This window comes from Mesorhizobium sp. WSM4822, from assembly GCF_055811155.1.
Genome location: NZ_JBVVQM010000004.1, coordinates 240,647 through 266,557, shown reverse-complemented (window position 1 = coordinate 266,557; position 25,911 = coordinate 240,647). Strand labels below are relative to the sequence as shown.

Sequence of the window (25,911 nt, the reverse complement as noted above, 5' to 3'; positions counted from 1 at the left end):
ATTCAAAAGGTCTGGTTGTAGGCGCCCACCTCGGGGCTGCGGCGCAGCACGGCGTCGACAGCCTCGAACATCTCCCGTCGACGCTGCGACGACACCGGGCTTTCGACCACCACGACCAGTTCCGGTTTGTTCGATGAGGCGCGCACCAGCCCCCAGGTGCCGTCGTCGGCGACGACGCGCACGCCGTTGACGGTGATGAGGTCTGCGATCTTCTGGCCAGCGAAAACCATTCCATCCCGCTTCATGGCCCGAAAGTCGGCAACCACCCGCTCGACAACGCCATACTTCACGTCGTCCGCGCAGTGAGGCGACATGGTCGGCGTGCCGAAGGTCAGCGGCAGGGCGCGATAAAGATCGGCCATCGAATTGCCCGGGCTGCGATCCAGCATTTGGCAGATGGCGATGGCGGTGATCAGCCCGTCGTCATATCCGCGCCCGATCGGCGGATTGAAAAAGAAATGACCCGACTTTTCGAAACCGGCGACAGCACCGAGTTCGGCGACGCGGCGCTTGATGTAGGAATGGCCGGTTTTCCAATAGTCAGTGACGGCGCCATTGGCGCGCAGCATTGCGTCGGTATGGAACAGGCCGGTCGATTTGACGTCGACGACGAAGGTCGAGTTGGGATGCTGGCTGGAAATATCCCTTGCCAGCATCACACCGACCTTGTCGGCAAAAATTTCATTGCCTTCATTGTCGACGACGCCGCAGCGGTCGCCATCGCCGTCGAAGCCAAGGCCGATGTCGGCGCCTGATGCCAGCACCTTGTCCCGGATGGCATGCAGCATCCGCATGTCCTCGGGATTGGGATTGTAGCGCGGAAATGTATGGTCGAGCTCGACGTCGAGCGCGATGACCTCGCAGCCGATGCGCTGCAACGCCCGCGGCGCGAAGGCGCCGGCGGTGCCATTGCCGCAGGCTGCGACCACTTTCAGCTTTCGGGCGATGCGCTTGTCGCGGGTCAGATCGTCGAGATAGGTCGCGCGAAAGTCGCGGATGAAATCGTAGGAGCCGTCGCCGACGAGATCGAAATCACCTGCCAGCACGATCGCCTTCAGCGCGCTCATCTCTTCCGGGCCGAAGGTCAGCGGCCGCGCAGCACCCATCTTGACGCCAGTCCAGCCATTTTCGTTGTGCGAAGCGGTGACCATGGCGACCGAGGGCGTATCCAAAGCGAACTGGGCGAAATACGCCATCGGCGACAACGCCAGTCCGATGTCCCTCACCCGTGCGCCTGCGGCCATCAAACCGGACACCAGGGCCAGTTTGATCGACAGCGAATAGGAGCGGAAATCATGCCCGGTGACGATATCTGGACCGGCGCCGAGACGGCGAATAAGCGTGCCAAGCCCCATGCCGAGCGCCTGGACGCCGATCAGATTGAGCTCCGGCAGTTGCGCGGAGCCGGGATGGCCGAACCACCAGCGCGCATCATATTCGCGAAAGCCGGATGGCTTGATCAGCGCTTCGGTTTCGAATTCGAAACTGTTGGGCCGGGCGTCGCCAACGATGCTGAAGGACAAGACTGGAAACTCCGAATGGCAGAAATTACGAATTGTCGAGGGCTGCGGCTTAGCACACAAGGCTTTAGGCCACGTTTATTCCGGAAGGGAATCCGGGCCTTTCGGGCAATGCTCGACGAAAGCCGACGAAATGCGACAGAAGTGCCGCCGTGCCGCTTGCAGGAACCAAGTGTGGCGGCTATAAGCCCGCGGTCTGGTCACGGAGTGTAGCGCAGCCTGGTAGCGCACCTCGTTCGGGACGAGGGGGTCGCAGGTTCAAATCCTGCCACTCCGACCAGAAAAAACAAAGAGTTAGCGCATCCCGACTTCGGCGCTCCACCTGCCCCTCAAGCGAGACTGCTCGCGTCCCCCGTCAGTCGGATGGGCGAATTTCTATTCGCCGTGCCTCTGTGACTCGGCCGACAGCGATGCCTGTTGCACTGGACAGTAACCGGACGGTCCAACCGGCCGCCTGATGCTTTCATGCGTGCGCTCGCGGACAGATTCTGGAAAGATCCTGACGGATACGCGCGTTTCCGCTCAGCGGAGGCCAAAAAAGCTCAAGATCGCTATCACGATGACTACAGCTCCAACGAGCCAAATGATGTTGTTCATGATCTCTCTCCTGTTGCCTGGGGAAGCCCGCGCCTCTGGCGGAGAACGCGGGCCGACCAGCCTTTGCCGACTGATCTGCAGCAGACACCAAATCGTGATCCCGGCTGCGAGAAATAAACCATCAGGCACGCCTAATGTTCCGTCGTGCGTCCCATGATCATAGGCGCCGGCATCATCACCACGACAGCACTGTCGTGACAGGTTTCGTCCTAACCCATCGGCACCATCCCGTGGTGATCGAACGACGGGTACCGACGCAGGGATCCGGCCCCGATTCTTGATGGGAGTCGGGTCTTAATGGGAGTGGGGCCACGAGAGGCCTTTGGCACGCATCCCAATCATGCCCGCAACCAGACTTAAGTCCAGCCCCTGCCCGACCGAAGTCCAGGTTGGAAACGCTTGCCCTTGCCCCAAATTCGGGTGGTGGGCGAAAAACGATTAATGAAAAACTAAAGAGCAGCAGCATGTCGAACCGTGAGACCAAGAAATCCCATGCCCTGGGCATGCGCATGACAGAGATCAAAGCCAGGATGCAGGAAGCCCAGATTACCGAAGACGAGATGAAGACCTTCCAGAAGGTCGCGGCCATCATGGAGGGCGACGAGGGCCGAATCGAGATTGACGACCTGATTGCCGCGTCATTCCTCACCGACACGACGCTGAACAGCCAGAAGCGTTAAGCGACCATGCCGACGATTAGCAGACTTTTTGATTCCCCCGCCGATGCGGCGCGGGTCGCCAGCGACTTGGTGGCGGCCGGAATTCCTCGCGTACAGATCGCCATCATCGGGCCTTACAATAACGAGGCGGGATCTCTTAGGGTTTCCGCTTTGGGATCGTTACTTGGCGCTGCCGCCGGCGTGTTGGCCTGCCTGAGCGCCGTTGCGGCCTATGGCACCAATCCTCTTGCTGCGAGCGTGCTGCCAACAGCGGTGGCGGGCGCGGTCTGTGGCAGCGTTGCCGGCGGTCTGTTTGGAACATTCGCCATGGCCGCCATGAAGGCGGATGATCAAGACGTTGCCGAGGGGGTGGTTCTGGTGATGGCGCATGTCGATGAAAATGACGCCGACATCGCTCAGGCAGTGCTCGGCGGTTGCCCCCCGTCGACGTTCGTGGCTGAAGCAGCGTAGGAAAGGCCCGCCCGACGTCGCCGGGACGGGCTCTCTGCGTTCACCAGTGATTGAACCCAACACGCGCCAGATAGCAATTCGAGTGGCAGAGAATGTTCCTGCGCCGGACGCAAAGGCTGGCCGGTGGCAGGTTTCTTCGCGGGCCGCATATTTTGACGAAAAGGTCCGTCGGCTTTAGGGTCGATGGACCTGATGGAGTCAGCGAAAACGGCGGGCCGAGTGCGACATGAATTTGAATTCAACCACAGCCCCGCCCTTGATTCTTGTGATGGCGCTGGTTCTCTTCGCTGGCTGTTCATCGCTCGGCAGAACCGTCGATGCAGCGAAATACGATTCGATGACGTGCACCGACCTCAACAGGGCGATGGGAGACGTCGCCCGTGACATCTCGCAAACGGCAATCACGCGCGGCAAGGTGGCCAACACCAATGTTCCACGCTGGCTGCTCGGCGGCTCACGCGTGAAGACGGCGGTAGCCAACCGTGAAACAGCCAGGATCGACCGGCTTAAGCAGCAACAGGATGCCATTGCCGCTGTGCGAGCACGCAAGTGCCCCAGGTCCGCGAATTGAGCGGACAGCCAATGCCTCGGTGCGGAGCCCGGTTCAGGCGCTCAGGCGAAATCGCGTCACGTCGATCGCCGCGGCCATCAGCGTCTGTGTGTAGGCGTGCCGCGGATCGCTGAAGATCGCCTCAGTCGGCCCTTCCTCGACGATCTTGCCCTGTTTCATGACGATGATGTAGTCGGCCATGGCGCGCACGACCGACAGATCGTGGCTGATGAAGAGATAGGACAATTCGTGGTCCGCCTGCAGCTTGCGCAGCAGTTCGACGATCTGTTTCTGCACAGAGCGATCGAGCGCTGAGGTCGGCTCATCCAATACCACCAGCCTGGGCTTCAGGATCATGGCGCGAGCAATGGCGATGCGCTGCCGCTGGCCGCCGGAGAATTCGTGCGGGTAGCGATTGCGTGCGTTGGGGTCGAGGCCGACCTCGCGCAAGGCGTCGACCGCGCGTTGATCACGCTGCTTGCCCGAAAGATCAGGCTCATGCACCAGAAGTCCTTCGGTGATGACCTGGCCGACGGTCATGCGCGGCGACAGCGAGCCGAACGGGTCCTGGAAGACGAGCTGCATCTGGCGCCGCAGCGGCCGCATCGCCTGCCTGTCGGCTTGGGAAATGTCGCGATCGCCGAAACGGATAAGCCCGTCGCTCGGCAACAGCCGCAGCAAGGCGCGGCCGAGCGTCGACTTGCCCGAGCCGGATTCACCAACGATGCCGATGGTCTGGTTTCGCTGCAGCCGGATCGAGATGTGATCGACGGCACGCAGCATCAGCGGTTCACCAGCAAGAAACCCGCCGCCAATCCTGAACGTCACTTCGACATTTCTGCCTTCGAGCAGCACCGGAGCATTGGCGGGCGGCGGCGCCTTGCTGCCGGCCGGCTCGGCCGCCAGCAGCATTTTCGTGTAGGCATGCTGGGGATTGACGAAGATGGCCTCCGCCTCCCCCTCCTCGACAACCTCGCCCTGGCGCATGACATAGACCCGGTCGGCAAAGCGGCGGACGATGCCAAGATCGTGGGTGATGAAGACGATCGCCATGCCGAGCTTGCGCTGCAATTCGGCCAGAAGCATCAGGATCTGCGCCTGGATGGTCACGTCGAGCGCCGTCGTCGGCTCGTCGGCGATCAATATGTCAGGGTCGTTGGCGAGCGCCATCGCGATCATCACACGCTGGCGCTGGCCACCGGACATTTCATGCGGATAGGATTTCATCCGCCGCTCGGGATCGGGAATATGCACCAGCCGCAGCAGCTTGAGCGCCTCTTCCCGCGCCTCGGCGGCATTCAGGCCCCGGTGCCGGCGGATCGGCTCGATCAACTGGTTGCCGATCGAATAGAGCGGATCGAGCGAAGTCATCGGCTCCTGAAAGATCATGCTGATCTTGCGGCCACGAACCTGGTTGAGCTCGGATTTGCTGAGCGTCAGAAGATTGCGGCCGCGATAATCGACGCTGCCTGTCGCTTCGCCATTCGATGCCAGCAGGCTCATCGCCGCCATCATCGTCTGGCTTTTGCCGGACCCGGATTCGCCAACCACGGCAACGGTCTCGCCCGCATTGACGTGGATGCTGATGCCCTTCACCGCCTCGACTGCGCCGTCGAGCGTACGGAAGCGGACACGCAGATCCTTGACGCTGAGGATCGTTTCGGAAGCAGCCATCTTAGCGATCCCCATCTTTATCGATCTCTCGGGTCCAGTGCGTCGCGCAGGCCGTCGCCGACGAAGTTAAGCGCGAACAGCGTCGAGACGAGGAAGAAGGCGGGAAACAGGAGCAGCCAGTTGGCGGTGCCGATGTTCTTGGCGCCGACCGAGATCAGCACGCCCCAGCTGGTCATCGGCTCCTGCACGCCGAGGCCGAGAAACGACAGGAAGCTTTCCAGGATGATGACCTGAGGCACCAGCAGCGTCATGTAGATCACCACCGGGCCGAGCAGGTTGGGGATGACGTGGCGCAGCAGGATACCGCGCTGGCCGACACCCATGGCTTCCGCCGCCTGAACATATTCCTGCCGGCGGATCGACAGCGCCTGGCCGCGCACGATGCGCGCCATGTCGAGCCACAGCACGGCGCCGACCGCCAGGAACATCAGCACAAAGTTGCGGCCGAAAAACACTACCAGCATGATGACGAAGAAGATGAAGGGCAAGGAATAGAGCACGTCGACGATGCGCATCATCACCTCGTCGACCTTGCCGCCGGCAAAGCCGGCAGCGGCCCCGTAGACCACGCCGATGACCACCGCCACGACACCCGCGAGCAGGCCGATGGCCAGCGATATGCGCCCGGCCATCAGCGTGCGCGACAACAGGTCCCGGCCGGTGTTGTCGGTGCCGAACACGAAATATTGCTGCTTGATCGAGGCGCTCATCGTCACTTCGAGACCGTCGGGCGACTTGCTCTCGATCTTGGTGTCGTCAAAGGCATCGGAACGGTCGAGATAGCGGATGTTGCGATCGTCGATCGGCCTGGTCGACTTGACTGTGACGAAGACCTGGTTGCCCTCCTGCCGCCACTCCTTGATGTCGACCCGCATGCGCTTGATCGCTTCGGTGAGCGCCGTCTCGATCATGTCGGCCTTCGGATAGGCTGACAGGCTTGGCGGCATGCGCACATAGTCGGCATAGATGGTTGTGTATTGATGCGGCACGAACCACGGCCCGAACACGCTGACGACACCGATCAGGGCAAGGTAGTACAGGCTGAACATGGCGGCGCGATTGGCCTTGAGCCGCGCCCAGGCGTCCCCCCAGAGCGAACGGCCGATGACGGTGGGGGCTGTGGCTGCGATGTCAGTCATAGCGCACCCTCGGATCGACGACCGCGTACATGACGTCGACGATCAGGTTGAAGACAATGGTAAAGATGGCGATCACCACCACCGTTCCCATCACCAGCGTGTAGTCACGATTGAGCGCGGCATCGACGAAATAGCGGCCGACGCCTGGAATGGAGAAGATCGTCTCGACAATGACCGAGCCGGTCAGCAATGCCGCCGCCGCCGGACCGGTGAAGGAGACGATCGGCAGGATGGCACCGCGCAGCGCGTGCTTGACCACCACCGACCAATCGGACAGGCCGAGCGCGCGCGCCGTGCGGATGTGGTGGGACCGCAAGGATTCGATCATCGAGCCACGCATCAGCCGGGCGACGATGGCGATCTGCGGCAGAGCGAGCGTCAACACCGGACCGACCTTGTTGATGAAAGCGCCATCGCCCCACCCACCGATCGGCAGCAGCCTCCAGGTCAGCCCGAACAGGAGTTGGATCACCGGCGCGATGACGAAGGTTGGGATGGTGCTGCCGGCCGTCGCCAGCGCGATCACCGTATAGTCGCCAAGCTTGTTCTGGTTAAGCGCCGCAATGGTGCCGAGCACACAACCGAGCAGCAGCGCCAGGACGAGCGCCGAGGCACCGAGCTGAACCGATATAGGCAGGCCCTTGGCGAAGAGTTCGGTGACGGTGAAATCCGGCATGTTGTAGCTCGGGCCGAAATTGCCGCGCAGCAGATTGCCGAGATAATGGACGAATTGCAGCCAGAGCGGATCGTTGAGGCCGAACTGGGCTTCGAGATTGGCCCTGATCTCGGGGCTCAGCCCCCGCTCCTGGTTGAATGGGCCGCCCGGCGCGACGCGCATCAGGAAAAACGCCATGGTCACGATGACGAACAGCGTCGGGATGGCGGTCAGAAGCCGCCGTAATACGTATCGCAGCATCGGTGCCCCGCTTGACCCAGAGCAACGCGCGTCCAGCTGGACGGTTGCGCTCTAGCCTTCAAATCTTCGCACCGACATGCCGAAAATCGATTCCGGTTCCCGGGCCGATGCGATGGCAAACCGGCACCGCCGCGCATCTCGTTGCGCGGCGGCCCGGCTAAGGATCAGTCCTTGCTGATGAAGCGGGACGGATGGATGTCCATCACATTGTCGTCGAAGCCATGCAGCTTCGAGGAAACGATGTCGTGGAAGCTGTAGTAGAGAAGCGGAATGTTACCGACGTCATCGACAAGGATGCGCTCGGCCTCAGTGAGGTCCTTCATGCGCTCTTCCGGTTTGCCGCCGGCAGCCGCAGCCTTGTCCATGGCCGCTTCATATGCCGGGCTGACATAGCTCGAATAATTGTTGCCGCTGGCCTTGCGGGTGATGCCGAGGAAGGTCTCCGGATCCTTGTAGTCGGCGATCCAGGCGGCACGCGCCACGTCGTAGTCGCCCTTCTGCTCGAGGAAGGAGTAGTGGGTCTTGGTGTCGGTGTTGACCAGCGAGACGTCGATGCCGAGCGGCTTCAACTGTTCCTGGATGGCGACGGCGGTGTTCTTGTGGTTTTCCGAAGTGTTGTAGCGGATCTCCATCTTCAATGGATGCTCGGGCGTATAGCCGAGTTTCTCGAGGGTCTTCTTGGCAGCGTCCTCGCGGTCGATCTGCGACATGTCGGCGTATTTGGCCATTGCCGGCGTGTAGCCCGCGATGCCCGGAGGCACCATCGAATAGCCAGGCAGCATCGAGTTCTGCCAGACCTTCTCAGCGAGGAAGTCGCGGTCGATCGCCATCGAGATGGCGTTGCGCAGTTCGACATTGTCCCACGGCGCCTTGTCGGTCTTGATCGCATAATAATAGGTGCCGAGATAAGGTCCGACGCGGACCTGGTCGCCGAACTTGGTCTTGAGATCCGCGAGCTGTTCGGTCGGCAGATCGCCGTAGCTGTCGAGTTCGCCGGCCTCGAAGCGCTTCATCGCCGATGAGCGGTCTTCGGTCGGGATATAGTTGACGACGTCCATCTTGACGGTCGCGGCGTCCCAGAATTTCGGATTCTTGACCAGCTTCATGTGGTCGTTGGGTATCCACTCGGCCAGCGTATAGGCGCCGTTCGAAACGAGATTACCCGCCTTGATCCAGTCGGCGCCGAGCTTGTCGATCGAAGCCTTGTTGACCGGATAGGCGGCCTGGTGGGTCAGCATCTCCAGGAAGTAAGGCGTCGGCGCCTTCAGCGTGACTTCGAGGGTATTTGCGTCAATCGCTTTGACACCCATATCCTCCGGCTTGCCCTTCTTGGTGTTGACGTCCTCCGCACCCTTCACCGGGTACAGCATCGAGGCGTATTCGGCAGCGGTGGCCGGGTCTTCCAGCCGACGAAACGAATAGACGAAGTCGTCCGCCGTCACCGGGCTGCCATCCGACCAGAGGCCATCCTTGCGCAGCTTGAAGGTGTAGACAGTCCCGTCGTCTGACACTGTCCAGCTTTCGGCCGCGCCCGGAATGAGGTTCGTCTTCTGGTCATGCATGACCAGGCCCTGGAACAGGTCGCGTATGATATCGGCTTCGTAGACTGTCGAGGTCTTGTGCGGATCGACCGTCTCCGCTTCGGCGGCGCTACCTCTGTTATAGACGGTCTCGGCGAAAGCCGGCGTGTAGAACGTGCCGGCGGCCAGCGCCATGGTCGTGGCGAGCACCGTCGCCTTCAGCATGTTTTTCAGCATGAAGTTCTCCCTGTCGGCGCTGCCGTTGGCGCGCCTAGTAAGTGTTGACGCCCTGGAGTCGATATCTGACCCCTTTGAGCGCGCCGCTGGTTCCCGTCCTGCGGCTCGTGCCCAGACACTAACGCGGAGAATTTTTATTTCAACAGACTCTCTGGGTCACCCAAAGTAAGGCGGACGAAAGCTATGGCGTGGCCACTGAAACACCAGCCGAAACCAGAAGCTTGACTTGGTTTCTTCACCTCGACGCCATTTTTCACCGCGAATCGGAGCCATGCCAGTTTGCCGGAATGTCTTAATGCGTTCTTAAGCAACCTGGGGTTACATTATGAGTACCTTCTATATGGTTCGAACTTCAGACGCGTGGCGGCTATGATTAACAGAGCAAGTAAATTGCCCAAAATCCGTCAATTAATGCGGAAATTTCAAGAAGAACACGGCACTTCTGCGGTCGAATTTGCCTTGCTTTCACCGATTTTCATTCTTCTTCTACTCGGAATGGTTGCATATGGTATATACTTCGGCGCCGCCAACTCGATCCAACAGATCGCAGCGGATGCCGCCCGCACGGCAATTGCCGGGTTGAACCAGACCGAACGCCAGACGCTCGTAGCCAGTTTCGTCACCAACAATGCCGGCGGTTATCCCTTCGTGGATGTCAGCAAGTTGACCTACCAGGCCAACGACAGCACGGCTGATGGAAGCCAGTTCGTGGTTTCCATCCAGTACGACGCCCGCAACCTGCCGATCTGGAACCTTTTCCCGGGCATAGCCATGCCCGGGACCACGATCAAGCGCCAGTCAACGATCAGGGTCGGGGGCATTTGAATGCTGCTGCATGCGTGCAATGGGATCGGTCGGCTTGCCCGGTTGATGCTGAGTGACAGGAAAGCGAACTTCACCGTCATGGCGGCATTGAGCGCGCCGGTGGCGCTGGCGCTGGCCGCGGTGGCGATCGACGAAGCCTCGATCTACACCGAGCGCCGCGAAGCCCAGGCAATGGTGGACCTGGCGGCGATCACCGCCGCCTCGAACATGACCAAAGTCAACACAGCGGTTGTCACCACACTGACCGACAACGGCATGCCAGGGGTTGTCGTTCAAAGCTCAGGACAGACGATCGAGCCGGCGGCCGGCAAAACCGTCGTGACGGTCACGCCCGGGCGATATGTGGCATCCGGCGCCAATGTGGGCCAGCGTTTCCAGGCCAGCGTAACACCCTACAATGCCGTCCGTGTCACCCTGAAGAAGATCCCGGCCCGCTATTTCGCGAGTTCGCTGATCCCAACTCCCGTCATCGGCACCCAAGCCATCGCCAGCATGACGCCGCAGGCGACGTTCTCGGTCGGATCGAGGCTCGCAAGCCTCAATGGCGGTATCCTCAACGCGCTTCTCGGCGGACTTCTCGGCAGCAACATCTCGCTCAGCGTCATGGACTACAACGCGCTGCTCTCCGCCGATGTGAGCGTGCTCTCCTTTGTCGACGGCCTTGCCACACAGCTGAACCTGACCGGCGTGTCGTATTCGGATGTGCTGGCATCGAAGGCGACCGTCGGCCAGATCGCCACTGCCATGGCCAATGTGCCCGGGCTTGGCAACACGGCCAAGGTCGCCCTGCAGACGATCGCGTCCAAGTCGACCGGTACGGTCCAGATCCCGCTCAGTCATCTGGTCGATCTCGGCTCCGTCGGCAAGTTGGGCCTCGGGCAAAGGCCCGCCGGCCTCGGCGTCGACGCCAGCGCCTTGGGAATGCTGACGGCCGCCGCCGGGCTGGCAAACGGTTCAAAACAGGTCGACGTCGCCCTAGGCGCCACCATTCCGGGCGTGCTGTCGACCACGCTCGCCATCGCCATCGGCGAACCGCCGCAATCCTCGCCGTGGCTGGCGGTTGGAGAAGCCGGCACCGTGGTTCGCACCGCGCAAACGCGCATCAAGCTGCTGGTCACGGTCGGCGTCGGCAATCCAAACCTGGGCGGCGGTATCAGCCTGCTGTCAGTCAAGCTGCCGCTGAATGTCGAAGTGGCCTACGCCGAAGCAAAGCTGACCGACATCAGTTGCCCGACCGGCCCCGACAGCCTGAAGGTTACCATTGCCGCGAAGCCCGGCATCGCGGCGGTGAACCTTGCCGCCAGCGATGCCGATAACAGCCCCACCGCCTTCGCGGATTTCAGCAACCCGCAGTCGTTCTCCGACGCCAACATCGCGGATGTCAGCCTCAATCTGCTGCTGTTAAAAATCCCGCTAATACTGGTGAAGGGTTCGGCGGGTGCCGACATCACCAACGTCAGCCCGACCAACCTGGTCTTCAACAAAACCGAGATCGCCGCCAAAACCATCAAGACGACGCCAACACGGGACATTACCCAGACGCTGACAACGTCACTGGTCGACAAGTTGTCGCTTTCCGTCAATGCGCTTGGTATCCTCGGGCTTGACATAACGGCGTTGCTCGGCACCGTGAAGCCAGCTGTGACGACGCTTTTGAAAACCGTAACGGCACCAGTCGACACATTGCTTTACAACCTGCTCGATACGCTCGGCGTGCATCTCGGCGAGGCCGATGTCCGGGTCACCGGCGCGACATGCGGACGTGCCGTGCTGGTGCAGTAACGGTCCGGGTATCAGACGAGCCTGCCAAAAAAGACTCCGAGCGCTGGCAGCAAAAGCTCGGTCGTGACGATCGCGGCATTGCCATCCAGCTGAACAACCGCTCCGATATTCCCCGGCAACGGCCAATTGGCCGGTCCTCCGGCGAAATTGAAGACACAGAGCAGTCTTTCGCCGCCGCCCTCGCGAACGAAAGCCAGCACGTCACCCTCGGCGTCGAGAAGGCGGATCGAGCCTGATACCAGCGCCTCATGCTCCCCGCGCAAGGCCAGCGTGGTCCGATAGGACTTCAGCACCGAGGCCGTGTCGGCATTCTGGACGTCGACCGCGCGGGTGCGATGGCTGGCCGGTATCGGCAGCCAGGGCCTGGCCGTGGAGAAGCCTGCATTGTCGGCGCCGGCCTCCCAGACCATTGGCGTGCGACACCCATCCCTGCCCTTGACGCCTGGCCAGAAGCGGATGCCGACGGGATCGCGCAGATCCTCATAGGCCAGCTCCGCCTCCTCCAGGCCCAGCTCCTCGCCCTCATAGAGGCAGATCGAGCCGCGCAGGCAGGACAACAGCATGATCGAGAATCTTGCGACGGCGTCGGGATCGCTGCCCGGCCTTGTCCAGCGGCTGACATGGCGCACCACGTCATGGTTGGAGAACGCCCAGCAGACCCAGCCGTCGGAGACGGCCGCCTCGAAGGCTTCGACGCAGCCACGCACATGCGCGGCCGAGAACTGCGGACCGAGCAGGTCGAAGGTGTAACACATATGCAGCTTGTCGCCGCCTGAGGTGTAAGCCGCGAGCGTCTGCAGCGAGCGGCCTTCATCGCCGATTTCGCCAACCGCGGCGCGGTCGTCATATTCATCGAGCAGCGCCCTGAAGCGGCGCAGGAACGCCAGGTTTTCCGGCTGCGTCTTGTCGAACAGATGCTCCTGGTAGAGGTAGGTGTTGGTCTCGCCGTTGGTGCCGGCGACGCTCGACGCCAGGGGCGGATTGCTGCGCAGCCAGCGGTCGTGGACATAGTAATTGACCGTATCGAGCCGGAAGCCGTCGACGCCGCGCTCCAGCCAGAACCGCACCGTGTCGAGAAGCGCGTCTTGGACCTCCGGATTGTGGAAATTCAGGTCGGGCTGCGAGGCAAGGAAATTGTGCATGTAGTATTGCCGGCGGGTCGAATCCCATTCCCAAGCCGGGCCACCGAAGACGGAGAGCCAGTTGTTGGGCGCGCTGCCATCGGGCTTGGTATCGGCCCAAATGTACCAGTCAGACTTGGGGTTATCGCGGCTGGCGCGGCTTTCGACAAACCAGTTGTGCTTGTCGGACGAATGCGACAGCACCTGGTCGATGACGATCTTCAGGCCGAGACGATGCGCCTCGGCGACCAGCGCATCGAAATCCTCGAGCGTGCCGAACATCGGATCGACATCGCAGTAATCCGACACGTCGTAGCCCATATCGGCCATCGGCGACTTGAAGAAAGGCGACAGCCAGACTGCGTCGACACCAAGCGAGGCGACATGAGCGAGCCTCGACGTAATGCCGGCGAGATCGCCGCTGCCGTTGCCGGTCGTGTCCTGGAAGGAGCGCGGATAGACCTGGTAGATGACGCAGCCGCGCCACCATCCGGTCCTGTCACCTGCCGCCATTGCGCTTCTCCCCTGCGCCGGCTTGCGCACGTTCGATCATGAAGATCACCGCCCGTCCCGATATCGGTCGCGAGCTGTCCGCCGCATCCGGCGCTTCGATGGCTGGAGCCCAGAAGAATCCGTCTCGCTCAGGCAAGGTGAACATGCAGGCCCGGCGATCGCCGTTGATGATGACGGCAAGGCGGCTGACGCCACCCAGGATCATGACGAGGCGGTACCGCTGCGGGTCCTGCCAGCACTGTTCATCGAACGGCGCGCCTGTCTCGGTCAGCCATGCGACGTCCGGCATCCCCGAGCCCGCCTGCGGCTGGCCAGTTAGGAAGCTTGTGTCGGAAAGCGCGGGCATCGCTCGGCGCAGCCTCGAGAGTTCCGCCGTGTAGCGCTCCAGCACCTGGTCACGGCCGGCCCAGTCGAGCCAGGTGATCTCGTTGTCCTGCGCATAGGCGTTGTTGTTGCCCTGCTGGGTACGGCCGAACTCGTCGCCCGCGGTCAGCATGATGGTGCCGCGCGAGGCAAACAGCGTGGCGAGCAGCGCGCACTGATCGTTCTGGCGAGACTCCCATACGGCCGGATCGTCCGCATCCCCTTCGACGCCGCTGTTCCAGGACAGGTTTTCATTGTGACCGTCGCGGTTCTGCTCGCCATTGGCTTCGTTGTGCTTGCGCTCGTAGCGCACGATATCGGCGAGCGTCATGCCGTCATGGGCGGCGATGAAATTGACGGTCCGACTGGCGTTTTGCCTGTTCGTTGCGAACACATCGGACGAACCGGCAAGCCGGGTCGCCAGCGCACCGACCATGCCGGCGTCGCCGCGCCAGAAGCGCCTGACGTCATCGCGATACTTGTCGTTCCATTCGAGGAAGGGCGGCGGGAAATTACCGAGCTGATAGCCGTCGGAACCGATGTCCCACGGCTCGGCGATCAACACGCGATCGGCCAGCAGCGGGTCGTCGCGCATCGCTCTCAGCATCGGCGCCTCGGCATCGAATGTTCCTTCAACCCTGCCCAGAATGGGCGCCAGGTCGAAGCGGAAGCCGTCGACGCCGGCATCCCTGACGAAATGGCGAAGCGTGTCGAGGACCATCTCCTGGACGACAGGATGATCGCAAGCGACCGTGTTGCCGGTGCCGGTATCGTTGGCCAGCCCGCCGTCTGATGAGTGCCGGTAGTAGGCCTGGTTGTCCAGGCCGCGCAGCGACAGCGTCGGGCCAAGCCAGTCGCTCTCGCCGGTGTGGTTGAAGACGAGGTCGAGGATGACGCCGATGCCAGCCTCACGCAGCACGGCGACCGTGTTTCGCAACTCCATGATGCCGCCTGGCGCCAAACGCGGATCGAGGGCCATGAAAGTCACGGGATTGTAGCCCCAGGCGTTGCGCAGCCCGAGCGGCGGCAAATGTCGCTCGTCGATCGACGCGGTCACCGGCATCAGTTCGACCGCGTCAACCCCCAGTTCTTTCAGATGCTCGATAACCGCCGGGTGAGCAAGTGCGGCGACTGTTCCGCGCAATTTTTCGGGAATGTCCGGATGCAGCATGGTGAAGGCGCGCACCGGCACTTCGTAAATAAGGCCGCCCGGCTGGAATAGCGGCGGGGCAGCCTGCACCGGCTTCGGCAGCGCAGCGGCAATCGCCTTCGGCATCAGCGGCGCGGTATCGGCGCCCTCGCCCCGGCGCCGGGCCAGCCGCCAGTCATAGACATAGGACCTGTCGATCTCGACGGCATAAGGATCGGTCAGGAGCTTAGCGGGATCGAACCACAGTCCGCGTTCCGGCGCGTAGTCGCCATCGGCGCGAAAGCCGTAGCGGATGCCCTGGCCAAGGCCCGCAACGAACAGCGCATGGACGCCCTCACCTTCCGGCTGCAGTTCGAGCCGTTCGATCTCCCGGTTGCCCTGCTCGTCGAAGATCGAGACCCAAAGCCGACGGGCCGCCTGCGACCAGGCGGCAAAGCGGATGCCTTCGCGGGTGACGGTGGCGCCGAGCTGGGTCATGCAGTCTCCCCCTTCGCCCCTTGTGGGAGAAGGTGTCGCCGAAGGCGACGGATGAGGGGTGTTCCAGCTTGGCAAGGACAGCGATCCTTCGCGCACCCCTCAACCGTCTCGGCGCTACGCGCCGATCCACCGCCCTGGGGCGAGCCACGGGTCTCGCCCCGTCCTTCGAACCCCACAAGGGGAGAAGGGAAAGCGCGAACCGCCACCCTCAAGTAATCACGCTTGGCTTGGGGCGGCCGGTATGGCTGTGAATCCCGGCAATATCATCGGCTGCGGCTATCAGATCGGCAAGGGCGGCCTGGGTGTCGAGGTCGTGCCTCGATTTGTCCGGCTCGTAACGTTCGATGTAGACGCGCAGCGTCGCGCCCGACGTGCCGGTGCCGGAGAGGCGGAAGACGACCCGCGAACCACCTTCGAACAGCACCCTGATGCCCTGATGCTCGCTGATCGAACCGTCGACCGGATCGCGATAGGCAAAATCGTCGGCGCTGGCGATTTTCATGCCGCGCACGCTGGTACCCGGCAGCGCGCCGAGCTTGGCGCGCAGTTCGTCGACCAATGCGTTAGCGCGGTCGCTCTCAACCTCTTCATAATCGTGCCGCGAATAGTAGTTGCGACCGTAGGTCGCCCAGTGCTCAGTGACGATCTGCTTGCAGCTTTCGCCGCGCGCGGCAAGGATGTTGAGCCACAAAAGCACCGCCCATAGGCCGTCCTTTTCGCGGACATGGTTGGAGCCGGTGCCCGCACTCTCCTCGCCGCAGATCGTCGCCATGTCGGCATCCAGCAGATTGCCGAAGAACTTCCAGCCGGTCGGCGTCTCATAGAGGGCGATGCCGAGTTTTTCAGCGACGCGGTCGGCAGCGCCACTGGTCGGCATCGAGCGGGCGATGCCCTTCAAACCGGCCTTGTAGCCGGGCGCCAGGCGGGCATTGGCGGCGAGCATGGCAACTGAATCCGACGGGGTAACGAAAATGCCCTTGCCGATGATCAGATTGCGGTCGCCGTCGCCATCCGAGGCAGCGCCGAAATCCGGCGCGTCCGGTCCCATCATCTCGTCATAGAGGTGCTTGGCATGGACGAGGTTCGGATCCGGGTGATGGCCGCCGAAATCCGGCAGCGGCTTGAAATTGCGGCAGGTGCCGTTGGGCGCGCCGAGCCGGTTTTCCAGGATCTCCTTGGCGTAGGGGCCGGTCACCGCGTGCATGGCGTCGAAACGCATGCGGAAGCCGGATTTGAACAGTTTGCGCAGGGCATCGAAATCGAACAGGCTTTCCATCAGTTCGGCATAGTCGGCGACCGGGTCGATGATCTCGACCGTCATGCCGGCGGCCTTGACCGTGCCTGTTGTGTCGATTTCGATCGGATCGATATCGGCGATCTTGAAGCTTGAGATCGTCTTGGTTTTCTCGAACATCGCGTCGGTCAGCTTTTCGGGCGCCGGGCCGCCATTGCCGGCATTGTACTTGATGCCGAAATCCTCATGCGGGCCGCCGGGATTATGGCTGGCCGACAGGATGATGCCTCCAAAGGTCTTGTACTTGCGGATGACATACGAGGCGGCCGGCGTCGACAGGATACCGCCCTGCCCGACCATCACCTTGCCGAAGCCGTTGGCGGCGGCCATGGCGATGGCCTTCTGGATGACCTCGCGATTGTAGAACCGGCCGTCACCGCCAATCACCAGGGTCTTGCCCTTGAAACCGTCGAGCGCGTCGAAGATCGACTGGATGAAATTCTCGGCATAGTGCTCCTGCTGAAAGACAGGCACCTTCTTGCGCAGGCCCGACGTGCCGGGCCTCTGGTCGGAATAAGGCTTGGTGGGGACGGTCCGTATCATGCTTCAGGCAACCCTTTTCGAAAGTAGCGAGCGATAGAGTTCGACATATTTTTCGGCGCTCTTGTCCCACGACACATCGGCCTTCATGCCCTGGCGCTGCAGCGATTCCCAGACCGTCGGACTGGCGTGGGCGTTGACGAGGCGGCTAATGGCGTGCAGCAACGCACCGCCATTGTTGGGCGCGAACTGGAAGCCGGTGGCGACACCGGCAGAGACGGCGGCCTCATTGGCGTCGATGACCGTATCGGCGAGGCCTCCGGTGCGCGCGACCACCGGCACGCAGCCATAGCGCAGGCCGTAAAGCTGCGTCAGCCCGCACGGTTCGAAGCGCGAGGGGATGACGATGGCGTCACAGCCACCCTGCATGATGTGCGACAGCCCCTCATCGTAGCCGACGACCACACCGATACGGCCGCGATGCCGGGCGGCAGCGGCAAGCAGCGCGCCTTCGAGACCAGCATCGCCCGATCCCAGGATGGCCAGCCGCGCGCCAGTGGCAACGATGCCGTCGATCACCAGCGCCAGTATGTCCATCCCCTTCTGCCAGGTCAGCCGGCTGACCACGCAGACGATCGGGCTGTCGTCACGCTCAAGACTGAAGCGGTCCTCCACGGCAGTCCTGTTGGGCGCGCGCGCCTTCAGTGTGCTCGCCGTGTAGGGGGATACCAGATGCTTGTCGGTTTCCGGATCCCAGATGCCGGTGTCGATGCCGTTGACGATGCCATAGAGATCGCTGGAGCGCATGTTGATGAGGCCGTCGAGACCCATGCCGAATTCCGCCGAGCGGATCTCCTGCGCGTAGGTCGGGCTGACCGTGGTGATCGCCCAGGCGGCCTGCAGGCCAGCCTTGAGGAAGCCGACACCACCATAATATTCGACGCCGTCGAGCGCCATCGCCGCCGCCGGCAAGCCGAGTTCACCGAAGATGCCGGCGCCGAACTGGCCCTGGAAGGCGAGATTGTGGACGGTCATCATCGAGGGAATGCCAACTGCCTTGCCGTAGCGCATGTAGGCCAGGGTCATCGCAGACTGCCAGTCATGGGCATGGACGATGTCGGGCTGGTAGCCCGAGATGGCGCCGCCGGCGATATCGCCGCCGACCTGGCTTAGTGCTGCGAAGCGCCGCCAGTTGTCTGGCCAGTCCACGCCGGTGGCATTGCCGTAGGGACCGCCGGGACGGTCGAACAGATGCGGCGCATCGAGCACGAACAGTTCGAGCCCGGCGAGTTGGACTGAATGGACGGAGGCCTTGCCGCCCTGCAGCAAGGGATATTGCAGAACCGCCCGCTTCTTCTTGAAGGCGGCCATGACGGTCGGAAAGCCCGGGATGAGCGTGCGCACGGTCACGCCCTTGGCCGCCAAGGCGATGGGCAGCGCGCCGGTCACGTCGGCAAGCCCTCCGGTCTTGATCAGCGGAAAGATCTCGGGCGTGACCGACAGAACCTGCATGCGTTAGAGCCCTAACTTGTCGATCATGTCCTGCGTGACCAGGCAGATGCCCTTTTCGGAAACGCGGAAGCGCTTGGCGTCGAGAATAGGATCTTCGCCGACCACCAGCCCTTCCGGTATCCTAACACCATGGTCGATGACCACGCGCTTCAACTTTGCGTTCCGGCCGACATGAACGTCGGGCAGCATGACGACTTCTTCCAGCGTCGAATAGGAATTGATGCGCGCGCCGGTGAAGATCAGGCTTTTTTTCAGCGAAGCCCCCGAGACGATGCAATCGCCCGAGACAAGCGAAGACACAGCCGAACCGCGGCGGCCATCCTCGTCATGCACGAACTTTGCCGGCGGCTTCAATTCGGCATAGGTCCAGATCGGCCAGTCGCGGTCGTAGAGATCGAGCTCGGGCGTGATATCGGTCAGGTCGATATTGGCTTCCCAATAGGCATCGACCGTTCCGACGTCGCGCCAGTAGGCTTCGTTCTCGGCGGTCGAGCGGACGCAGGATTTGGCGAAGCGATGCGCGATCGCCTTACCGTGCTGGACGATATAGGGGATGATGTCCTTGCCGAAGTCGCGGCTTGAGCCCGCCTCGGCCGCATCGCGGCGCAACTGCTCCATCAGGAATTTGGTCTTGAAGACGTAGATGCCCATCGAAGCCAGCGCGAATTCCGGCTTATCGGGAATGCCGGGCGGATCGGCGGGTTTTTCGACGAAGGCGATGATGTTGTCCTTGGCATCGACATGCATGACGCCGAAGCCGGTGGCTTCCATGCGCGGCACTTCGAGGCAGCCGACGGTGACGTCGGCATTGGCGTCGACGTGCTGGCGAAGCATCATCTCGTAGTCCATCTTGTAGATGTGGTCGCCGGCCAGGATGACCATGTATTCGGGGCCGTAGGCCTCGATGATGTCGATGTTCTGATAGACGGCGTCGGCGGTGCCTTCATACCACTGCGTTTCCGAGACGCGCTGGCTGGCCGGCAGGATGTCGAAACTCTCGTTTCGTTCAGGGCGCAGGAAGTTCCAGCCGCGCTGCAGATGGCGGATCAGCGAATGTGCCTTGTACTGGGTGGCGACGCCGAGGCGTCGAATGCCGGAGTTAAGCGCGTTGGAGAGCGCGAAATCGATGATGCGCGTCTTGCCGCCGAAATAGACGGCCGGCTTGGCACGCCGATCGGTCAGTTCCTTGAGGCGGCTCCCACGGCCGCCGGCCAATACATAGGCCATGGCATCGCGCGCCAGCGGCTGGGTCCGTTTCAAGTCTGCCATTTCTACCCTCCCAAGTTACTCGATATCGACATGGCTCAGTCGGCAACGAGTTCAAGCATGATCGTCGACAGCGGCGGCAAAAGCATCGTCGCTGAGATGTTTCCTCCCTCCGCCCGCGCCTCGACCATGCCGCCATTGCCCTTGCCGGAACCGCCATATTCCGAAGCGTCGGTGTTGATGATCTCGCGCCATTTGCCTGATTTCGGCAACGGCACGCGATAATTGTCACGCGGCACCGGCGTGAAATTGGAAATGACGGCCACCGGGCTGCCGCCCGGTGCGCTGCGCAGCCAGGCAAAAACCGAATTCTGGCTGTCATCGACGATCAGCCAGGAAAACCCTTCCGGCTCACAATCACGGCCATGCAGTGCCGGGCGCGAACGGTAGAGATAGTTGAGATCGCGCACCGTCTGCCAGACGCCGCGATGCGGCCGGAATTCAAGCAGGTTCCAGTCGAGCGCGCGCGCCTCGCTCCATTCGCGGCGCTGCGCGAACTCCTGCCCCATGAAAAGCAGCTTCTTGCCGGGATAGCCCCACATGAAAGCGTAGTAGGCGCGCAGCGTCGCAAACTTCTGCCAGTCGTCGCCGGCCATCTTGCCAAGCAGCGTGCCTTTGCCGTGCACAACCTCGTCGTGCGAGAGCGGCAGCACGAAATTCTCCGAAAAGGCGTAGGTCAGGCCGAAGGTGAGGTCGTTGTGGTGGTGTTTTCGGAAGATCGGTTCCTTGGAGAAATACTCCAGCGTGTCGTGCATGAAGCCCATATTCCACTTGAAGCCGAAGCCCAACCCGCCTTCATGCACCGGTGCCGAGACCTTCGGCCAAGAGGTCGATTCCTCGGCGATGGTCATCACGCCCGGATGGTGGCCGTAGACCTCCTTGTTCATCTTCTGCAGGAAGCTGACCGCCTCGAGATTCTCGCGGCCGCCTTTCTCGTTGGGGATCCATTCGCCGGCCTTGCGCGAATAGTCGAGGTACAGCATCGAGGCGACCGCATCGACGCGAAGACCGTCGACATGGTATTTCTCGGCCCAGAACAACGCATTGTTGACCAGGAACGACACCACCTCGCGGCGGCCGAAATTGTAGATCGCGGTGTTCCAGTCGGGATGAAACCCCTTGCGCGGATCGGCATGTTCATAGAGCGCGGTGCCATCGAAATTGGCCAGGCCGTGCTCATCGACCGGGAAATGCGCGGGCACCCAGTCGAGAATAACGCCGACGCCGGCACGGTGGGCGCCGTCGACGAAGCGGGCAAAGCCGTCCGGATCGCCAAAGCGGGCCGATGGCGCGTAGAGGCCGGTCGTCTGGTAGCCCCAGGACGGGTCATACGGGTGTTCGGAGATCGGCATGAATTCGATATGGGTGAAGCCGGTCTCGACCACATAGGGGATCAGCCGGTCGGCCAATTCGTCCCATGACAGGAACGTACCGTCGTCGCGAAGCTGCCAGGAGCCGGCATGGACCTCGTAGATCGAAATGGCTTCGCGCCGGTGATCGGCATTGCGCCAGAAATTGCGATGCGCCTCGTCGCCCCACTCATGCGCCGGCGGCACGGCCACGACCGAAGCGGTGGCCGGACGCAGTTCGGACTTGAAGGCGAACGGATCGGCCTTCAGCGGCAGCCTGACGCCGTCGGGGCCGATGATCTCGTATTTGTAGGGCCGGCCGGCACCGATATCGGGAATGAACACCTCCCAGATGCCGGTGTCGCGGCGATCCCGCATCGAGTGCCGGCGGCCGTCCCATTCGTTGAAATCGCCGACCACAGAGACACGCCGCGCATTGGGAGCCCAGACGGCGAAATGCACGCCCGTGGCCCCTTCGTGCTCGATGACATGGGCGCCGAGCTTGTCGAACAGCCTGAGATGCGATCCCTCGGCGATGTAGTAGTCGTCCATCGGCCCGAGCACCGGACCGAACGAATAGGGATCGGTCAGCCACCAGTCGCCGCCGGCATTGCGCGCGTGATAGCGAAGCGGCTGCCGCTTCTTGATCGAGAGCTTGCCTTCGAAAAAGCCGCCATCGTCGCGCCTGGACAATTCACCCGCGATGATGCCGGTCAGCGTATAAGCGGTGACGAATTCGGCATTCGGAACAAAGCAGCGGGCCACAAAACCCTTCCCAGCCTCCTGAACACCGAGAACGGCAAACGGATCGCCATGCGTGCCGGCAACAATCGCCGCAACATCGCTGGCTGCCGCCAGTCCGTCCGGCCCGCTTGTCGCAGCGGTCGCGCGCGGCTTCTTCATCAGGCAGTGTCCCTCCCCAGGCACCGAGTGTTTGTTTCTAGTGGTGTGATCCGACTTTCAAGTTCACACCACCGGGACCACATTGTTTGCGGCCTCATGCAATCACATCAGGCAGGCACGTTCCAGATTTCTTTCGCATATTGGCGGATCGTGCGATCGGAGGAGAACCAGCCGACACGCGCCACATTGCGGATTGCCCTGGCGTACCAGTCGGGACTGTTGCGCCAGACCGCATCGACCTCGCGCTGGGCGGTGGCATAGGCATCGAAATCGGCGGCGACCATGAACCAGTCGCTGTTGTAGAGGCCGTTGACGAGGTCGCGGTAACGCTCCGGATCGTCCGGCGAGAAGACGCCCGACGAGACGGCAGCGACCGCTTGCGCCAGCTCAGATGATCCCTCGATGACGGCGCGAGGGTCGTAACCGTTGTTGCGCCGCTCGGCGACCTCGGCGGTGGTCAGGCCGAAGATGAAGATGTTGTCGTCGCCGACGCATTCCTTGATCTCGACATTGGCACCGTCGAGCGTGCCGATGGTCAGCGCGCCGTTGAGCGCGAACTTCATGTTGCCGGTGCCCGACGCTTCCATGCCGGCGGTCGAGATCTGCTCGGAAAGGTCGGCAGCCGGCATCATGATCTCGGCCAGGCTGACATTGTAATTCGGCAGGAACACCACCTTAAGCAGACCGCGCACGGCCGGATCGCGGTTGATGACTTTTGCGACATCGTTGGCGAGTTTGATGATCAGCTTGGCATTGTGGTAGCTGGGCGCCGCCTTGCCGCCGAAGAATTTCACGCGCGGCATCCAGTCGCGCTCGGGGTGCGAGCGGATCTGGTCATAGAGCGCGATCGCCTCGAGAATGTTCAGAAGCTGGCGCTTGTATTCGTGGATGCGTTTGATCTGGATGTCGAAAAGCGCCGAAGGATCGACCTTGATGCCGAGCCGGTCGGCGACGAGGTTGGCCAATCGCGCCTTGTTGGCGCGCTTGACGGCGGCGAACTTGTCGCGAAAGGCGGCATCGCCGGCGAAACCGTCGAGATCCTTGATGGCGTCGATGTCATCGAGAAAACGGTCGCCGATCGCCTCGCGGGCGAGCGACGTCAGTCCGGGATTGCATTGGATCAGCCAGCGCCGCGGCGTGATGCCGTTGGTCTTGTTGTTGATGCGATCGGGATAGAGCTTGTGCAGGTCGGCGAACACCGTCTCCTTCATCAGGTCGGTGTGAAGAGCCGAAACGCCGTTGATGGAATGCGAGCCGACAAAGGCCAGATTGCCCATGCGCACCCGGCGGTCGCCATTTTCCTGGATCAGCGAGATGCGGCCAATCTGCTCGTCCGAGAACTGGTTGGAAGCACGCGCCTCCAGAAGCACTTCAGCGTTGATGGCATAGACAATCTGCATGTGGCGCGGCAAAAGCCGCTCGAACAGCGGCACCGGCCAGCTTTCCAGCGCCTCGGGCAGCAGTGTGTGGTTGGTGTAGCCGAAGGTGCGCTGGGTGATATCCCAGGCCTGGTCGAAGTCCATGCCGTGGACGTCCATCAACAGGCGCATCAACTCCGGCACGGCGATGGCCGGATGGGTGTCGTTCAGGTGGATCGCAGCCTTGTCGGGCAGCGATTTCAGGTCGCCATATTGGCTCAGATGGCGCTGCACGATGTCCTGCAGCGAGGCGGTAGAGAAGAAATACTCCTGCCGAAGCCGCAGTTCCTGCCCGGCCTTGTGGGAATCGGCGGGATAGAGCACGCGCGACAAGGCATCGGCCTTGTTGCTTTCGGCGAGCGCGCCGATGTGGTCGCCGGCATTGAATTTGTCGAGCAGGATCGGATCGATCGGCATGCCCGACCAGAGCCGCAGCGTGTTGACGCGATTGGCCCGCCAGCCGACGACGGGCGTGTCATAGGCGACGGCCAGCACATGCTCGGTCGGTTTCCAGACATGGCGTTCGAGGCGCCCGTCCTTGGAGGTGATCGATTCCACCGAACCGCCGAAACCAACCTCGAAGGAGCGTTCGCGACGTTCGAATTCCCACGGGTTACCGTGATCAAGCCAGGTCTCTGGCAGTTCGACCTGCCAGCCGTCGTGAATCTCCTGCCGGAACATGCCATTGGCATAGCGGATGCCGTAGCCATGCGCCGGAATGTCGACGGTCGCCATGCTTTCCATGAAGCAGGCCGCGAGCCGGCCGAGGCCGCCATTGCCGAGCGCCGCATCGGGCTCGAGTGCTGCAATCAAGTCGAGGTCGACACCCAACGACGACAGCGCCTCGCGCATGTTGTCCATCAGGCCCAGATTGGAGAAAGCATCGCGCATCAGGCGGCCGATGAGGAATTCCAGCGACAGATAATAGACGCGCTTTTCCTTCTGGTCGTAAGCCTCTCTCGTCGCCTGCATCCAGTGATCGACGATCCGGTCGCGCACGACCTTGATCGAGGCGGTTAGCCAGTCGTACTGGGTCGCAACGGTGGTGTCCTTGCCTACCCTGTATTTGAGGGCAACCAAGACTTCACGTGCGAGTGTCTTTGGGTCAGGATTTTCGAGCAGTGGCGGAAGGGGTTCGGATGTCATCGCGCTCGTCATGATGCCTCTCGTGCGGTTGCCATGATCATACCGGCTTTCATCGCTCCTCCCAGCCCATGCTAGCTGATACCGCCATATATTCAATCGATTTAAACAGGTTCGATCCGGCTTGCCCCCTGCGGCAATTTGGCAATTCTGAAGTGTGACGCGCCAAGACGGCCCGCGCGCCGCGCTTCAAATCCCTGTTCCGTGCTTGCCGTGTCGCCATGCGCCAGCCACTTGGGCGACATGTATCAAGCCGCCAGCGCCGCCTCCGGCGGGGCCTTGGCTCCTGTCATGAAGGCGACGGCGTCGGACATCGTATATTGCTTGGGGTCGATGACGGCGAGGCGACGGCCCAGCCGATGGATGTGAATGCGATCGGCCACTTCGAAGACATGCGGCATGTTGTGCGAGATCAGCACGATCGGGAGGCCGCGCTTCTTGACGTCGAGGATCAGCTCGAGCACGCGGCGGCTTTCCTTGACGCCAAGGGCGGCTGTCGGCTCGTCCATGATCACCACACGACTGCCAAAGGCGGCCGCACGCGCCACGGCAACGCCCTGCCTTTGGCCGCCCGAGAGCGTCTCCACAGCCTGGCTGATGTTCTGGATGGTCATCAGGCCAAGTTCGGTAAGCTTGTCGCGGGCGCGCTTTTCCATCGCCGGGCGATCGAGCATGCGAAGCCAATCGCCCAGAAAACCCGGTTTACGGATTTCGCGGCCAAGGAACATATTGTCGGCGATTGACAGCGCCGGCGACAGCGCCAGGTTTTGGTAGACGGTCTCGATGCCGGCTTCGCGGGCCTCCATCGGCGATTTGAAGGAGACGGGTTTTCCTTCAAGCCGGATCTCGCCTTCATCGGGCACGGCAGCGCCGGAAATCGCCTTGATGAGCGACGATTTGCCGGCGCCATTGTCACCGATGACAGCAAGGATTTCGCCGGGGTAGAGGTCGAAGTCGGCGTTGTCGAGGGCGGTGACGCGGCCGTAGCGCTTGACCAGGCCACGCGCGGTGAGAATGGGCTCCTGGGTCATG

At 62.1% G+C, this 25,911-nt stretch carries 18 protein-coding genes and 1 tRNA gene; 6 read left to right on the top strand and 13 right to left on the bottom strand.

The window, feature by feature from the left end:
- Positions 1–2: 2 nt before the first annotated feature.
- Positions 3–1,523 (bottom strand): phosphomannomutase/phosphoglucomutase, encoded by a 1,521-nt coding sequence (locus AC0L3E_RS11955; RefSeq protein ID WP_128307534.1) that lies wholly within the window; start codon positions 1,521–1,523, stop codon positions 3–5.
- 200 nt (positions 1,524–1,723) lie between these two features.
- On the opposite strand from AC0L3E_RS11955, the gene AC0L3E_RS11950 reads away from it, so the two are divergent.
- From AC0L3E_RS11950 to AC0L3E_RS11935, 4 genes are all read left to right on the top strand, one after another.
- A tRNA-Pro gene (locus AC0L3E_RS11950) sits at positions 1,724–1,800 on the top strand.
- Positions 1,801–2,506: 706 nt separating this feature from the next.
- Entirely contained in the window at positions 2,507–2,797 is a 291-nt protein-coding gene (locus AC0L3E_RS11945) for a hypothetical protein (protein WP_306462346.1), read from the top strand.
- A 6-nt stretch (positions 2,798–2,803) separates the two neighbouring features.
- Positions 2,804–3,247 (top strand): hypothetical protein, encoded by a 444-nt coding sequence (locus AC0L3E_RS11940; protein ID WP_245469507.1) that lies wholly within the window; start codon positions 2,804–2,806, stop codon positions 3,245–3,247.
- 226 nt (positions 3,248–3,473) lie between these two features.
- Positions 3,474–3,818, top strand: a complete 345-nt coding sequence (locus tag AC0L3E_RS11935; RefSeq protein WP_473604838.1) for a hypothetical protein — start codon at positions 3,474–3,476, stop codon at positions 3,816–3,818.
- Between the two features lie 33 nt (positions 3,819–3,851).
- Here AC0L3E_RS11935 and AC0L3E_RS11930 read toward each other — a convergent pair whose 3' ends face one another.
- The 4 genes from AC0L3E_RS11930 to AC0L3E_RS11915 all read right to left on the bottom strand — a co-directional run bounded on the left by AC0L3E_RS11930 (position 3,852) and on the right by AC0L3E_RS11915 (position 9,283).
- Positions 3,852–5,471 carry an ABC transporter ATP-binding protein gene (locus AC0L3E_RS11930; RefSeq protein ID WP_127327168.1) on the bottom strand — a complete coding sequence of 540 codons (1,620 nt, stop codon included), beginning with the start codon at positions 5,469–5,471 and terminating at the stop codon, positions 3,852–3,854.
- 17 nt (positions 5,472–5,488) lie between these two features.
- A complete protein-coding gene (locus tag AC0L3E_RS11925) occupies positions 5,489–6,610 on the bottom strand; it encodes an ABC transporter permease (RefSeq protein ID WP_127380086.1) in 1,122 nt (373 codons plus the stop codon).
- Entirely contained in the window at positions 6,603–7,526 is a 924-nt protein-coding gene (locus AC0L3E_RS11920) for an ABC transporter permease subunit (protein WP_127322904.1), read from the bottom strand. The genes AC0L3E_RS11925 and AC0L3E_RS11920 overlap by 8 nt, the downstream gene beginning before the upstream one ends.
- Positions 7,527–7,690: 164 nt before the next feature.
- Entirely contained in the window at positions 7,691–9,283 is a 1,593-nt protein-coding gene (locus tag AC0L3E_RS11915; protein ID WP_473604837.1) for a peptide ABC transporter substrate-binding protein, read from the bottom strand.
- A 411-nt stretch (positions 9,284–9,694) separates the two neighbouring features.
- Between AC0L3E_RS11915 and AC0L3E_RS11910 the strand changes: the two genes are divergently transcribed.
- Entirely contained in the window at positions 9,695–10,108 is a 414-nt protein-coding gene (locus tag AC0L3E_RS11910) for a TadE family protein (protein WP_185928987.1), read from the top strand.
- Positions 10,109–11,890, top strand: a complete 1,782-nt coding sequence (locus tag AC0L3E_RS11905) for a TadG family pilus assembly protein (protein ID WP_027035852.1) — start codon at positions 10,109–10,111, stop codon at positions 11,888–11,890.
- Positions 11,891–11,901: 11 nt separating this feature from the next.
- On the opposite strand, the gene bglA is transcribed toward AC0L3E_RS11905, so the two are convergent.
- From bglA to AC0L3E_RS11865, 8 genes are all read right to left on the bottom strand, one after another.
- Positions 11,902–13,524 carry a beta-galactosidase BglA gene (bglA, locus tag AC0L3E_RS11900; RefSeq protein ID WP_473604836.1) on the bottom strand — a complete coding sequence of 541 codons (1,623 nt, stop codon included), beginning with the start codon at positions 13,522–13,524 and terminating at the stop codon, positions 11,902–11,904.
- Positions 13,511–15,514: a glycogen debranching protein GlgX gene (gene glgX / locus AC0L3E_RS11895; RefSeq protein WP_473604835.1), complete on the bottom strand. Its 2,004-nt coding sequence runs from the start codon at positions 15,512–15,514 to the stop codon at positions 13,511–13,513. Before glgX ends, bglA begins: the two co-directional genes overlap by 14 nt.
- A gap of 208 nt (positions 15,515–15,722) precedes the next feature.
- Positions 15,723–17,351, bottom strand: coding sequence for an alpha-D-glucose phosphate-specific phosphoglucomutase (locus AC0L3E_RS11890; RefSeq protein WP_473604834.1), 1,629 nt, complete (start codon positions 17,349–17,351; stop codon positions 15,723–15,725).
- Positions 17,352–17,354: 3 nt separating this feature from the next.
- The gene (gene glgA / locus AC0L3E_RS11885) at positions 17,355–18,800 is read right to left on the bottom strand and encodes a glycogen synthase GlgA (RefSeq protein ID WP_473604833.1); all 1,446 of its coding nucleotides are present in this window, start codon (positions 18,798–18,800) and stop codon (positions 17,355–17,357) included.
- Between the two features lie 3 nt (positions 18,801–18,803).
- Complete coding sequence (glgC, locus tag AC0L3E_RS11880) at positions 18,804–20,069, bottom strand: glucose-1-phosphate adenylyltransferase (protein ID WP_127273144.1); 1,266 nt, start codon at positions 20,067–20,069, stop codon at positions 18,804–18,806.
- A gap of 35 nt (positions 20,070–20,104) precedes the next feature.
- Entirely contained in the window at positions 20,105–22,318 is a 2,214-nt protein-coding gene (gene glgB / locus AC0L3E_RS11875) for a 1,4-alpha-glucan branching protein GlgB (protein WP_127268704.1), read from the bottom strand.
- A gap of 107 nt (positions 22,319–22,425) precedes the next feature.
- Positions 22,426–24,894 carry a glycogen/starch/alpha-glucan phosphorylase gene (locus AC0L3E_RS11870; RefSeq protein ID WP_127269993.1) on the bottom strand — a complete coding sequence of 823 codons (2,469 nt, stop codon included), beginning with the start codon at positions 24,892–24,894 and terminating at the stop codon, positions 22,426–22,428.
- A 233-nt stretch (positions 24,895–25,127) separates the two neighbouring features.
- Entirely contained in the window at positions 25,128–25,910 is a 783-nt protein-coding gene (locus AC0L3E_RS11865; RefSeq protein WP_164762554.1) for an ATP-binding cassette domain-containing protein, read from the bottom strand.
- Between the last annotated feature and the right edge of the window lies 1 nt (position 25,911).